The sequence below is a fragment of the Streptomyces sp. NPDC005202 genome, assembly GCF_040608235.1.
Lineage (GTDB): Bacteria > Actinomycetota > Actinomycetes > Streptomycetales > Streptomycetaceae > Streptomyces.
This window is the reverse complement of record NZ_JBEXHW010000011.1, coordinates 79,550-92,629: the sequence shown is the minus strand read 5'-3', so window position 1 is coordinate 92,629 and position 13,080 is coordinate 79,550. Positions and strand designations below refer to the sequence as shown.

The window sequence follows — 13,080 nt, the reverse complement described above, 5'->3', positions numbered from 1 at the left end:
TGTGACGATGTTCGAGACAGTCCTTGTGGCCAACCGCGGCGAGATCGCCGTCCGCGTCATCCGTACGCTGCGCTCGCTGGGCGTGCGTTCGGTGGCCGTCTTCTCCAATGCCGACGCGAACGCCCGGCACGTCCGGGAGGCCGACACGGCGGTACGGATCGGACCGGCGCCGGCGGCCGAGAGCTATCTGTCGGTGGAGCGGTTGCTGGAGGCCGCCGCCCGCACCGGCGCCCAGGCCGTCCACCCCGGGTACGGGTTCCTCGCGGAAAACGCCGACTTCGCGCACGCGTGCGCCGAGGCGGGGCTGGTGTTCATCGGACCACCGGCTGAGGCCATCGCCCTGATGGGCGACAAGATCCGCGCCAAGGAGACCGTCCGGGCGGCCGGGGTCCCGGTGGTCCCCGGCTCGAGCGGCTCCGGGCTCACCGACGACCAACTCGCCGACGCCGCCCGGGAGATCGGCATGCCGGTGCTCCTGAAGCCCTCCGCGGGCGGGGGCGGCAAGGGCATGCGGCTGGTGCGGGACGCCGGCCGGCTGGCCGACGAGATCGCCGCCGCCCGCCGCGAGGCCCGCGCCTCCTTCGGCGACGACACGCTTCTCGTCGAGCGCTGGGTCGACCGGCCCCGGCACATCGAGATCCAGGTGCTGGCCGACGGCCACGGCAACGTCGTCCACCTCGGCGAGCGCGAGTGCTCCCTGCAGCGCCGGCACCAGAAGATCATCGAGGAGGCGCCGAGCGTGCTCCTCGACGAGGAGACCCGGGCCGCGATGGGCGAGGCCGCGGTCCAGGCGGCCCGCTCCTGCGGGTACCGGGGCGCGGGCACTGTGGAGTTCATCGTGCCCGGCGGCGACCCGTCGTCGTACTACTTCATGGAGATGAACACCCGCCTCCAGGTGGAGCACCCGGTCACCGAAATGATCACGGGGCTGGACCTGGTGGAGTGGCAGCTGCGGGTGGCGGCGGGCGAGCAACTGCCGTACTCCCAACACGACATCGAACTCACCGGCCACGCGATCGAGGCCCGCGTCTGCGCCGAGACCGTGTCCGTCAAGGAGGGCGCGCGCGGGTTCCTGCCCTCGGGCGGCACCGTGCTGAAACTGCGTGAGCCGCAGGGCGACGGCGTGCGCACCGACTCGGGGATCGACGAGGGCACCGAGGTCGGCAGCCTGTACGACCCGATGCTGTCGAAGGTGATCGCGTACGGGCCGGACCGCGCGACCGCGCTCCGCAAGCTGAGGGCGGCCCTCGCCGAGACGGTCACGCTGGGCGTGCAGACCAACGCCGGGTTCCTGCGGCGGCTGCTGGCCCATCCGGCGGTCGTCGCAGGCGACTTGGACACCGGGCTGGTCGAGCGCGTGGTGCACGAGCTCGTCCCCACGGACGTACCGGAGGAGGTGTACGAGGCCGCGGCCGCCGTACGCCTCGACTCCCTGCGACCCAGGGGCGGGGGCTGGACCGACCCCTTCTCCGTGCCGAGCGGCTGGCGGCTGGGCGGGGAGCCCAAGCCGGTGGCGTTCCACCTGAAGGTGACCGACCCCGTGGAGTACGCCCCGCGTGGCACCCACACCGTCTCCGACGACCAGGTGTCCGTCACCCTGGACGGCGTCCGCCACACCTTCCACCGCGCCGCCGACTGGCTCGGCCGCGACGGCGACGCCTGGCACGTGCGCGACCACGACCCGGTGGCCGCGTCCCTCATCCGCGGGGCCCATTCCGGCACCGACTCGCTCACGGCCCCCATGCCCGGCACGGTCACGGTCGTGAAGGTCGCCGTCGGCGACGAGGTGGCCGCGGGTCAGAGCCTGCTGGTAGTGGAGGCGATGAAGATGGAGCACGTCATCTCCGCCCCGCACGCCGGCACCGTCACCGAGTTGGACGTCACGCCGGGCACGACGGTCGCCATGGACCAGGTGCTGGCCGTGATCGCACCGCACGACGAGGAAGGGGCGGTGGAGGAATGACCGTCGAAGGCCTCCCCATGGTCGTCCCGGCCCAGGACCTGCCCGCGCGGGTGAGGATCCACGAGGTCGGCCCGCGCGACGGCCTGCAGAACGAGAAGGGCACCGTGCCGACCGAGGTCAAGGCGGAGTTCATCCGCCGCCTGGCCGACGCAGGCCTGACGACCGTCGAGTCCACCAGCTTCGTCCATCCGAAGTGGGTGCCCCAACTGGCCGACGCGGAGCAGCTGTTCCCGCTCGTGCGGGACCTCAAGGGCGTTCACCTTCCCGTCCTCGTACCGAACCAGCGCGGTCTCGACCGCGCGCTCGCCCTCGGCGCCTCCCGCGTCGCCGTCTTCGCCAGCGCCACCGAGTCCTTCGCGAAGGCCAACCTCAACCGCACGGTGGACGAGTCGCTGGCCGTCTTCGACCCTGTCGTGACGCACGCCAAGCGCGAGGGCGCCCATGTCCGCGGCTATGTCTCCATGTGCTTCGGCGACCCCTGGGAGGGCGCGGTCCCCCTCCACCAGGTCGTACGCGTCGGCAAGGCGCTCAGGGACATGGGCTGCGACGAGCTGAGCCTCGGGGACACCATCGGCGTCGCCACCCCGGGCCACGTGCTCGAGCTCCTCTGCGCACTCAACGAGGCGGGCGTGCCGACCGACGTCATCGGCGTGCACTTCCACGACACCTACGGCCAGGCCCTCGCCAACACCCTGGCCGCGCTCCAGCACGGCGTCACGACCGTCGACGCCTCCGCGGGCGGCCTCGGCGGCTGCCCGTACGCCAAGTCCGCCACCGGCAACCTCGCCACCGAAGACCTGGTGTGGATGCTTCAGGGCCTCGGCATCGACACCGGAGTCGACCTCGGCCGCCTCGTCGCCACGAGCGTGTGGATGGCCGACCGGCTGGGCCGGCCCAGCCCGTCCCGCACCGTCCGAGCCCTCTCCTACAAGGAGCAGTGATCAACGATGGACCACCGTCTCTCCCCCGAACTGGAGGAACTCCGCCGCACCGTCGAGGAGTTCGCGCACGAGGTCGTCGCGCCCAAGATCGGTGACTTCTACGAGCGGCACGAGTTCCCGTACGAGATCGTCCGCGAGATGGGCCGCATGGGCCTGTTCGGGCTGCCGTTCCCCGAGGAGTACGGCGGCATGGGCGGCGACTATCTGGCCCTCGGCATCGCGCTCGAGGAGCTCGCCCGCGTGGACTCCTCGGTCGCGATCACCCTGGAGGCGGGCGTCTCGCTGGGCGCCATGCCGATCCACCTCTTCGGTACCGAGGAGCAGAAGCGCCAGTGGCTTCCCCGTCTGTGCTCCGGGGAGATCCTGGGCGCCTTTGGCCTGACCGAACCGGACGGCGGCTCGGACGCGGGAGCAACGCGTACGACGGCCCGTCTGGACCCGGAGACGGACGAGTGGGTCATCAACGGCACCAAGTGCTTCATCACCAACTCGGGCACGGACATCACCGGTTTGGTGACGGTGACGGCGGTGACGGGCCGCAAGCCCGACGGCGGGCCGCAGATCTCCTCGATCATCGTCCCGTCCGGCACGCCCGGCTTCACGGTGGCGCCCCCGTACTCGAAGGTCGGCTGGAACGCCTCCGACACCCGTGAGCTGTCCTTCGACGACGTCCGCGTGCCGGCGGCGAACCTGCTGGGCGAGGAGGGCCGCGGCTACGCGCAGTTCCTGCGGATACTCGACGAGGGCCGCATCGCCATCGCGGCACTGGCGACGGGCCTGGCCCAGGGCTGCGTGGACGAGTCGGTGAAGTACGCGAAGGAACGCCACGCCTTCGGCCGCCCGATCGGCGCCAACCAGGCCATCCAGTTCAAGATCGCCGACATGGAGATGAAGGCCCACACCGCCCGCCTCGCCTGGCGCGACGCGGCCTCCCGCCTGGTGGCCGGCGAGCCCTTCAAGAAGGAGGCGGCCATGGCAAAGCTCTATTCCTCCACCATCGCCGTCGACAACGCCCGCGACGCCACCCAGATCCACGGCGGCTACGGCTTCATGAACGAGTACCCGGTCGCCCGTATGTGGCGCGACTCCAAGATCCTCGAAATCGGCGAGGGTACGAGCGAGGTCCAGCGCATGCTGATCGCGCGGGAGCTGGGGCTCGCGGGCTGACCCCCGGCGGCGCACAGGCTGCTCACGGACACGGGCGCGGAGCGACCCGCCCCCTGGACAAGAACTGAGGTTAGGCTAACCTAACTTCGAACTTGTCCGGCGGGCGCTTCGCCCCGTTCGAAAGCAGTCATACCCATGCCCAACGCCCCTGCCTTTCATGTCACCCGCCGCGACATCCTTGCCGCGGGCGGCGCCCTCGGCCTCGGTGCCGTGCTCGCAGCCTGCGGCGACGACGACGTGAAAAGCGGCGAGCCGGGCAACGGGACGGCGGCCGCGAAGTCCGGTCCCTGGTCCTTCAAGGACGACCGCGGGCAGACGGCCAAGGCGGACAGGGTCCCGGTCGACATCGTCGCGTTCGTCGGTGTCGCCGCCGCGCTGTACGACTACGGCATCCAGGCCAAGGGCGTCTTCGGCCCGACGAAGACCAAGGACGGCAAGGCCGACGTCCAGGCCGGGGACATGGACGTCAGCAAGGTGACGGTCCTCGGCAACGAGTGGGGCCAGTTCAACATCGAGAAGTACGTTTCCCTCGCCCCCGACGTCCTCATCTCCACGATGTTCGACAACGTCGGCACCCTCTGGTACGTCCCGGAGGAGTCGAAGAAGAAGATCCTCGCCGTCGGTGCCCCGACCGTCGGGATCTCCGTCTACGACCGCCAGGTGACCGAGCCGTTGCAGCGCATGCTCGCCCTCGCCGAGTCGCTCGGCGCCGACGTCACCGCCGACAAGGTCAAGCAGGCCAAGAAGCGCTTCGAGGACGCGGCCGCCCGGCTGCGCGCCGCCGCCAAGGCCAAGCCCGGCATCAAGGTGATGGCCGGCTCCGCCAGCCAGGACCTGTTCTACGTCTCGGGCACGAACCTCTCCATCGATCTGGAGTACTTCAAGGCCCTCGGCGTGAACTTCGTCGAGCCCCCGGAGCAGGCCAGGGTCAAGGGTGGCGGCTGGTACGAGTCCCTGAGCTGGGAGAACGTCGACAAGTATCCGGCGGACATCATCATGATGGACAACCGCTCCTCGGTCATCCAGCCGGCCGACATCACCGAGGGCACCTGGAAGAAGCTCCCCGCCGTCAAGGCCGGCCAGGTCATCGCCCGCAACCCCGAGCCGATCCTGTCGTACGACAAGTGCGCCCCGCTCCTCGAGGACCTCGCCGCGGCCATCGAGAAGGCGAAGAAGGTCAGCTGACCCGGCCCCGCAACACGCGGACGCCCCTGCCCCCTGACGAAAACTCAGGAGCACTCATGACGACGGCCGTAGCCGCCCCGTTCCGTTTCTTCTCCCTGCAGGTCGTATGGACGAGGCGGCTCGGCCCGTCTCTCGTCCGAATCACTTTCGCGGGCCCCGACCTGCACGCCTTCCACTCCGTCGGACGCGACCAGTCCTTGTCGCTGTTCCTGCCGCACCCGGGCCAGTCCGAGCCGGTCGTCCCGATCGAGCTCGGCGACCGCTGGTGGCAGGGCTGGCGCGAACTCCCGGACGATGTACGGGCGGTGATGCGTTCGTACACCCTACGGGCGCTGCGCCGCGACCCCGACGAGATCGACATCGACTTCGCCCTGCACGGCGTCGGACCGGGGGCCGCCGCTCCCGCCGGCCCCGCCTCCCACTGGGCCTCCCGCGCCACCGCCGGCGACCGCGTGCTGCTGCTCGGCCCGGCGGTCGCGGACAACCGGGCGATCCGCTTCCGCCCGCCCGAGGACACGGACCTGGTGGTGATGTGGGGCGACGAGACCGCCGTACCCGCGGCGACCGCCGTCCTGGAGTCCCTGTCGGCCGGGACCCGCGTCCGCGCCTGGCTCGAGGTGGGCCACGCCGGTGACATCCAGGACGTGCCGACCGAGGCCGACGCCGAGATCACCTGGCTCGTCCGGGACCAGAGCCGCGCCCAGGGGTCCCCCATGGCCCTGGGCGCCCTTCGCGATGCCCGGCTCCCGCCCGCGGAGCACCCGTATGTCTGGATCACGGGCGAGTCCGGGTGCGTCAAGGAGCTGCGCCGGCACTTCGTCGGCGAGCGCGGGATCGACCGACGGCGCGTCACCTTCGTCGGCTACTGGCGGCAGGGCCTGAGCGAGGAGCAGTTGCGCGCACACGAGTGACGCCGGTCACGGGAGGGGCTGATGGGAAATTAGGTTAGGCTAACCTAAGTTGATCTCGCGCGACTCCGCCCCGCATTCGTTCCGCACGGACTGTCCCCACCGGAGGACCCCCACATGCGCTCGCACCTGCTCAATGACCTGACCGCGGAGCACTACCGCCGCTCCGTGACCGAAGGAGTCGAGCGGGTGGCCGCCAAACTCGCCGCCACCGACCGTCCGTTCAGCGGCGTCACGGTCGACGCCCTCGCCCCGCGCATCGAGCAGATCGACCTCGACCGGCCGCTGCACGACACCGCGGCGGTCCTCGACGAACTGGAGGAGGTCTACCTCCGGGACGCGGTCTACTTCCACCACCCCCGCTACGTCGCCCACCTCAACTGCCCGGTGGTGATCCCGGCAGTGCTCGGCGAGGCGGTCCTCTCCGCCGTCAACTCCTCCCTCGACACCTGGGACCAGTCGGCGGGCGGCACCCTCATCGAACGCAAGCTCATCGACTGGACGGCCGCCCGCATCGGCCTCGGCCCGGCCGCCGACGGGGTGTTCACCTCCGGCGGCACCCAGTCCAACCTCCAGGCGCTGCTGCTGGCCCGCGAGGAGGCCAAGACCGACACCCTCGCCAAACTGCGCGTCTTCGCCTCCGAGGCCAGCCATTTCAGCGTGCGGACGTCGGCGAAACTGCTCGGCCTGAGCCCGGAGTCGGTGGTCTGCGTCCCCGTCGACCACGACCAGCGCATGCAGACGGTCGTGCTCGCCCGCGAGCTGGAGCGCTGCCGCCGGGACGGCCTGGTCCCCATGGCCGTGGTCGCCACCGCAGGCACCACCGACTTCGGCTCCATCGACCCGCTGCCCGAAATCGCCGAGCTGTGCGACCGGTTCGGGGTGTGGATGCACGTGGACGCGGCCTACGGCTGCGGGCTGCTGGTCTCGCGCACGCGGCGCGACCTCCTCACCGGCATCGAGCACGCCGACTCGGTCACCGTCGACTACCACAAGTCCTTCTTCCAGCCGGTGAGTTCCTCCGCCGTACTGGTCCGGGACGCCTCGACCCTGCGCCACGCCACCTACCACGCGGAGTACCTCAACCCGCGCCGCATGGTGACCGAGCGCATCCCCAACCAGGTCGACAAGTCCCTGCAGACCACTTGCCGCTTCGACGCCCTCAAGCTGTGGATGACGCTGCGCGTGATGGGCGCCGACGGCATCGGTGAGCTCTTCGACGAGGTGTGCGACCTGGCCCGGGAGGGCTGGAAGCTGCTCGCCGCCGACCCCCGCTTCGACGTCGTCGTCGAGCCCGCGCTGTCCACCCTCGTCTTCCGCCACATCCCGGCGGCCGTTACCGACCCGGCCGAGATCGACCGCGCCAACCTCTACGCCCGCAAGGCCCTGTTCGCCTCCGGCGACGCCGTCGTCGCGGGCACCGAGGTCGGCGGCCGCCACTACCTGAAGTTCACCCTGCTCAACCCCGAGACGACGGCGCACGACCTCGCCGCCGTCCTCGACCTGATCGCCGGCCACGCCGAGCAGTACCTGGGAGAGCCTTTTGACCGCGTATCCTGAATCCGCCGAAGTCACCGACACGCCCTACGACTTCGTGGGGATCGGCCTGGGCCCCTTCAACCTCGGCCTCGCCTGCCTCACCGAGCCGATCGCCGACCTCAGCGGCGTCTTCCTGGAGTCGAAGCCCGACTTCGAATGGCACTCCGGGATGTTCCTCGACGGCGCCCACCTCCAGACCCCGTTCATGTCGGACCTCGTCACCCTGGCCGACCCGACCTCCCCGTACTCCTTCCTCAACTACCTCAAGGAACAGGGCCGCCTGTACTCGTTCTACATCCGCGAGAACTTCTACCCGCTCCGGGTCGAGTACGACGACTACTGCCGCTGGGCCGCGGCCAAGCTGAGCAGCATCCGCTTCGGCACGACGGTGACCGAGGTGACGTACGACGAAGGGGCCGAGCTGTACGTCGTACGGACGCAGACCGGCGACATCTACCGCGCCCGCCACCTGGTCCTCGGCACCGGCACCCCGCCCTACGTCCCCGCGGCCTGCCAGGGCCTGGCCGGCGACTTCACCCACAACTCCCGCTACCTGGCGCACAAGGCGGAGCTCCAGCGCAAGAAGTCGATCACGCTGGTCGGCAGCGGACAGTCCGCCGCCGAGATCTACTACGACCTGCTCACCGAGATCGACGTCCACGGCTACCGGCTGAACTGGGTGACGCGCTCCCCGCGCTTCTTCCCCCTGGAGTACACCAAGCTCACGCTGGAGATGACCTCGCCGGAGTACATCGACTACTACCATTCCCTGCCGGAGCCGACCCGCTACCGCCTCGCCGCACAGCACAAGGGCCTGTTCAAGGGCATCGACGGCGACCTGATCAACGAGATCTTCGACCTGCTCTACCAGAAGAACCTCCGCGGCCCGGTCCCCACCCGTCTGCTCACCAACTCCTGCCTGAACAAGGCGACGTACGACAACGGCACGTACACCCTCATCTTCCGCCAGCAGGAACAGCAGAAAGACTTCGAGCTGCGCTCCGAGGGCCTGATCCTGGCCACCGGCTACCAGTACGCCGAACCGGAGTTCCTCAAGCCCGTCCGGGACCGCCTGCGTTACGACTCCCACGGCAACTTCGGCATCGCCCGCAACTACGCCATCGACGTCACGGGCCGGGGCGTCTTCCTCCAGAACGCCGGCGTCCACACCCACAGCATCACCAGCCCCGACCTGGGCATGGGCGCGTACCGCAACAGCTACATCATCCGCGAGCTGCTCGGCACGGAGTACTACCCGGTCGAGAAGAGCATCGCGTTCCAGGAGTTCGCAGCATGAGCACGACCACCGGTGCCATCGGCACCTTCACCTTCCGCCCCCTCGACCCGCTCGAGGACGCCGAGCTGCTCCACCGCTGGGTCACGCATCCCAAGGCGGCCTTCTGGATGATGCAGGACGCCCGGCTGGAGGACGTCGAGCGCGCCTACATGGACATCGCGGCCGACGAGCACCATCACGCGCTGCTCGGGCTGCACGACGGGCAGCCCGCGTTCCTGATGGAGAAGTACGACCCCGCCCACCGGGAGCTGGTCGGGCTGTACGAGCCCGCGCCGGGTGACGTCGGGATGCACTTCCTGGTCGCGCCGACCGACACGCCCGTGCACGGGTTCACGCGGGCCGTCATCACCGCCGTGATGCGGCACCTCTTCGACGACCCCGCCACCGCCCGCGTCGTTGTCGAGCCCGACGTACACAACACGGCGGTGCACGCCCTGAACAAGGCCGTCGGGTTCGTGCCCGTACGGGAGATCCAGAAGCCGGAGAAGAAGGCGTTGCTGAGCTTCTGCACGCGCGAGCAGTTCGAGAAGGCGGTGGCGGCATGACCCTCGCCGACGCCGTGGCCCACCTCTCCCCCGAGCGCTGGGAGAAGGCCAACCGCCTCCTCATACGCAAGGCGCTCGCCGAGTTCGCGCACGAGCGGCTGATCACCCCCGAACAGGACGATGACGGCCAGTACGTCGTCCGCAGCGACGACGGCCTCACCCGTTACCGCTTCACCGCGCGCCGCCGCGCCCTCGACCACTGGCAGGTCGACCCCGACTCGATCACCCGCCACCGCGACGGCACCGAACTCCCGCCGGCCGCCCTGGACTTCCTCATCGAGCTGAAGGGGTCGCTGGGGCTGAGCGACGAGATCCTGCCCGTCTACCTGGAGGAGATCTCCTCCACCCTCTCCGGCACCTGCTACAAACTCACCAAGCCGGAGATCACCTCCGCCGAGCTCTCCAAGAGCGGCTTCCAGGCGATCGAGACCGGCATGACCGAGGGCCACCCCTGCTTCGTCGCCAACAACGGCCGGCTCGGCTTCGGCGTCCACGAGTACCTGTCGTACGCCCCCGAGACCGCGAGCCCGGTCCGCCTGGTGTGGCTGGCCGCGCACCGCTCGCGGGCGGCGTTCACGGCGGGCGTCGGCATCGAGTACGAGTCGTTCATACGGCAGGAGCTGGGCGCCCGGACGGTCGAGCGCTTCCGCCGGCAGCTCACCGACCAGGGCCTCGACCCCGACGACTACCTGCTCATACCCGTCCACCCCTGGCAGTGGTGGAACAAGCTCACCGTCACCTTCGCCGCCGAGGTCGCCCGCCGGCACCTCGTCTGCCTGGGCGAGGGCGACGACGAGTACCTGGCCCAGCAGTCCATCCGGACCTTCTTCAACCGGTCCAACCCGCACAAGCACTACGTCAAGACGGCCCTGTCCGTCCTCAACATGGGCTTCATGCGCGGGCTGTCCGCCGCCTACATGGAGGCCACCCCGGCCATCAACGACTGGCTCGCCCAACTCATCGACAGCGACCCGCTGCTGAAGTCGACGGGCCTGTCGATCATCCGGGAGCGGGCGGCGGTCGGCTACCGCCACCTGGAGTACGAGGCGGCCACGGACCGCTACTCGCCGTACCGGAAGATGCTGGCCGCGCTGTGGCGGGAGAGCCCGGTGCCGTCGCTCCAGGAGGGCGAGTCCCTGGCCACCATGGCCTCCCTCCTCCACGTGGACCACCAGGGCGCGTCCTTCGCCGGCGCGCTGATCGAGCGCTCCGGGCTGCGGCCGGCGGAGTGGCTGCGCCGCTACCTGCGGGCCTACCTCACTCCTCTCCTGCACTGCTTCTACGCCTACGACCTGGTCTTCATGCCGCACGGCGAGAACGTCATCCTCGTCCTGCGGGACGGCGTCGTACAGCGCGCGATCCACAAGGACATCGCCGAGGAGATCGCGGTGATGGACCCGGACGCGGTGCTGCCGCCCGAAGTGCAGCGGATCCGGGTCGAGGTGCCGGAGGACAAGAAGCTCCTGTCGATCTTCACGGACGTCTTCGACTGCTTCTTCCGCTTCCTCGCCGCGAACCTCGCCGACGAGGGGATCCTGGAGGAGGACGCCTTCTGGCGGACGGTCGCCGAGGCCGTCCGCGCGTACCAGGAGGCGACGCCCGAACTTGCCGAGAAGTTCCGGCAGTACGACATGTTCGCCCCCGAGTTCGCGCTGTCCTGCCTCAACCGGCTCCAGCTGCGCAACAACCGGCAGATGGTGGACCTCGCGGACCCGTCCGGCGCGCTTCAGCTGGTCGGCACCCTCAGGAACCCGATCGCGGGGTTCTGACACCGGACGGGCGGGCACCCCGGAGTACGGTCCTCCAGGGTGCCCGTCACTGCTGCGTCAACTGCTCGGCCACGGCACCTGCGGCGACCGGTAGTACCCGATCCCCAGCGCGTCCCACCGCGGCCCCTGCGCCGCGAGCCGCACCTTGTAGGTGTCCCAGTCGTGCGTGGACGCGGGCGACCAGCCGAGCTCGGCCACGCCCGGCAGCCTCGGGAAGGCCATGTAGTCGATGTGCGCGGAGTTCACGATGGTCTCCGACCACAGCGGGGCCTCGACGCCCCGGACGGAGGAAGCAGGCGCTCCCGGGAGGTAGGCGCCGGGGTCCCAGTCGTACGCCCGCTGCACCTCGACGTAGCCCGCCCAGGACAGCCCCAGCGGGGTGTCCTTGGTGTACTTCATGTCGAGGTAGATCCGGTCGGCGGGCGAGAGGATCAGCCCGGTGCCGTTCTGCGCGGCCCTGGCGACCTGCGCCTTCTCGGCCGCGCTGGTGCCGTCCAGGCCCCAGTACTGGGCGAGCGCGCCCTTGGCCGGGCTCGCGCCGGTCAGCTGGTGCCAGCCGATCACCGTCTTGCCGTACTTGGCGACGATCGGCTGCACCCGGTCCATGAACTTCACGTAGTCGTCGTGGCTGGTGGAGTGCGCCTCGTCGCCGCCGATGTGGAGATAGCGGCCCGGCGTGATCGCGGCCAGCTCACGGATGACGTCGTCCAGGAAGGAGTAGGTGACCTCCTTGGGCACGCACAGGGAGCTGAAGCCGACGTTGGTGCCGGTGTACAGCGGGGGCGCGACGCCGTTGCAGTTCAGCTCGGCGTAGGAGGCGAGGGCCGCGTTGGTGTGGCCGGGCATGTCGATCTCGGGGACCACCTCCAGGTAGCGGGAGGCGGCGTAGCGGACGATCTCCTGGTAGTCGGCCTTGGTGTAGTAGCCGCCCGTGCCGCCGCCGACCTGGGTGGAGCCGCCGTAGGTCGCCAGGCGTGGCCAGGAGTTGATGGCGATGCGCCAGCCCTGGTCGTCGCTGAGGTGCAGATGCAGCTTGTTGATCTTGTACAGGGCCAGCTCGTCGATGTAGCGCTTGACCTGCGTGACGGTGAAGAAGTGCCGGGAGACGTCGAGCATCGCACCGCGGTAGGCGTAGCGCGGGCTGTCCTGGACGGTGCCGCCCGCCACCAGCCACGGGCCGGGCTGCACGGTGTCCTTCTCGACGGCGGCGGGCAGTAGTTGGCGCAGGGTCTGCACGCCGTGGAAGAGGCCGGCTGGCTCGCGCGCGGTGATCGTCACTCTTTTGCTGCCGCTGTCGAGGCGGTAGCCCTCGGTGCCGAACGGACCCTTGCCCAGGCGCAGTTGGATGCCGCCGTGGCCGTGCGTGGTCAGGGGCAGGCGGTAGCCGGTCGAGGGGCGGAGGATGTCCGCGAGGTACGCGCCGATCCGGCGGGCCTCGCGGGAGTCGTCGACGCGGATGCGGGTGTCGCGGGTGATGCGGTACGGGGATGTGCCGGCCTCGACCGAGGCGGGGGCGGGGACCACCTGGCCCAGCGGTGTCGCGGCGCGCGCCTGCCCGGCGGGTGCCGCGCCCACGGAGAAGGCCCCGGCCGCCGCAACGAGGAGCAGCGAACCCAGGGCGCGGGTCATGCGGGTGGTCATGCGGGTGGTCGTACGGATGGTCGTACGGGGGGCCGTACGGGGGGTACGGGTCATGCGGGGAGTCGTTCTGTGGTGCCGTCTCACATGCGCTCCCTTCACTCGACTCGGGGCTCGGCGAGCCCCGA

Annotated in this window: 10 protein-coding genes; 9 read left to right on the top strand and 1 reads right to left on the bottom strand. The window is 70.0% G+C overall.

Annotated features, from left to right (window positions below):
* Positions 1–7 precede the first annotated feature (7 nt).
* The 9 genes from ABZV31_RS18625 to ABZV31_RS18585 all read left to right on the top strand — a co-directional run bounded on the left by ABZV31_RS18625 (position 8) and on the right by ABZV31_RS18585 (position 11,314).
* The gene (locus tag ABZV31_RS18625) at positions 8–1,963 is read left to right on the top strand and encodes an acetyl/propionyl/methylcrotonyl-CoA carboxylase subunit alpha (RefSeq protein WP_355894806.1); all 1,956 of its coding nucleotides are present in this window, start codon (positions 8–10) and stop codon (positions 1,961–1,963) included.
* Positions 1,960–2,904, top strand: coding sequence for a hydroxymethylglutaryl-CoA lyase (locus tag ABZV31_RS18620; protein WP_355894804.1), 945 nt, complete (start codon positions 1,960–1,962; stop codon positions 2,902–2,904). Before ABZV31_RS18625 ends, ABZV31_RS18620 begins: the two co-directional genes overlap by 4 nt.
* A 6-nt stretch (positions 2,905–2,910) precedes the next feature.
* On the top strand, positions 2,911–4,071 hold the full coding sequence (locus ABZV31_RS18615; protein ID WP_355894801.1) for an acyl-CoA dehydrogenase family protein: 1,161 nt from the start codon (positions 2,911–2,913) through the stop codon (positions 4,069–4,071).
* 135 nt (positions 4,072–4,206) lie between these two features.
* Entirely contained in the window at positions 4,207–5,256 is a 1,050-nt protein-coding gene (locus ABZV31_RS18610) for an ABC transporter substrate-binding protein (RefSeq protein ID WP_355894799.1), read from the top strand.
* A gap of 56 nt (positions 5,257–5,312) precedes the next feature.
* On the top strand, positions 5,313–6,167 hold the full coding sequence (locus tag ABZV31_RS18605) for a siderophore-interacting protein (protein ID WP_355894797.1): 855 nt from the start codon (positions 5,313–5,315) through the stop codon (positions 6,165–6,167).
* 114 nt (positions 6,168–6,281) lie between these two features.
* Positions 6,282–7,724: a lysine decarboxylase DesA gene (gene desA / locus ABZV31_RS18600; RefSeq protein ID WP_355894795.1), complete on the top strand. Its 1,443-nt coding sequence runs from the start codon at positions 6,282–6,284 to the stop codon at positions 7,722–7,724.
* Positions 7,708–9,000: a lysine N(6)-hydroxylase/L-ornithine N(5)-oxygenase family protein gene (locus ABZV31_RS18595; RefSeq protein WP_355894792.1), complete on the top strand. Its 1,293-nt coding sequence runs from the start codon at positions 7,708–7,710 to the stop codon at positions 8,998–9,000. Before desA ends, ABZV31_RS18595 begins: the two co-directional genes overlap by 17 nt.
* Positions 8,997–9,545 (top strand): GNAT family N-acetyltransferase, encoded by a 549-nt coding sequence (locus ABZV31_RS18590; RefSeq protein ID WP_355894790.1) that lies wholly within the window; start codon positions 8,997–8,999, stop codon positions 9,543–9,545. Before ABZV31_RS18595 ends, ABZV31_RS18590 begins: the two co-directional genes overlap by 4 nt.
* Positions 9,542–11,314, top strand: coding sequence for an IucA/IucC family siderophore biosynthesis protein (locus tag ABZV31_RS18585; RefSeq protein ID WP_355894788.1), 1,773 nt, complete (start codon positions 9,542–9,544; stop codon positions 11,312–11,314). The genes ABZV31_RS18590 and ABZV31_RS18585 overlap by 4 nt, the downstream gene beginning before the upstream one ends.
* A gap of 57 nt (positions 11,315–11,371) precedes the next feature.
* Here ABZV31_RS18585 and ABZV31_RS18580 read toward each other — a convergent pair whose 3' ends face one another.
* Positions 11,372–12,943, bottom strand: coding sequence for a beta-N-acetylhexosaminidase (locus ABZV31_RS18580; protein ID WP_355895036.1), 1,572 nt, complete (start codon positions 12,941–12,943; stop codon positions 11,372–11,374).
* Positions 12,944–13,080: the final 137 nt, after the last annotated feature.

Bases quoted from the DNA above. Each gene is read 5' to 3' on its own strand.
- ABZV31_RS18605 (WP_355894797.1), top strand. From the start codon at position 5,313: ATGACGACGGCCGTAGCCGCCCCGTTCCGTTTCTTCTCCCTGCAGGTC.
- ABZV31_RS18610 (WP_355894799.1), top strand. From the start codon at position 4,207: ATGCCCAACGCCCCTGCCTTTCATGTCACCCGCCGCGACATCCTTGCC.
- ABZV31_RS18625 (WP_355894806.1), top strand. From the start codon at position 8: ATGTTCGAGACAGTCCTTGTGGCCAACCGCGGCGAGATCGCCGTCCGC.
- ABZV31_RS18590 (WP_355894790.1), top strand. From the start codon at position 8,997: ATGAGCACGACCACCGGTGCCATCGGCACCTTCACCTTCCGCCCCCTC.
- ABZV31_RS18620 (WP_355894804.1), top strand. From the start codon at position 1,960: ATGACCGTCGAAGGCCTCCCCATGGTCGTCCCGGCCCAGGACCTGCCC.
- desA (WP_355894795.1), top strand. From the start codon at position 6,282: ATGCGCTCGCACCTGCTCAATGACCTGACCGCGGAGCACTACCGCCGC.
- ABZV31_RS18585 (WP_355894788.1), top strand. From the start codon at position 9,542: ATGACCCTCGCCGACGCCGTGGCCCACCTCTCCCCCGAGCGCTGGGAG.
- ABZV31_RS18615 (WP_355894801.1), top strand. From the start codon at position 2,911: ATGGACCACCGTCTCTCCCCCGAACTGGAGGAACTCCGCCGCACCGTC.
- ABZV31_RS18580 (WP_355895036.1), bottom strand. From the start codon at position 12,943: ATGACCCGCGCCCTGGGTTCGCTGCTCCTCGTTGCGGCGGCCGGGGCC.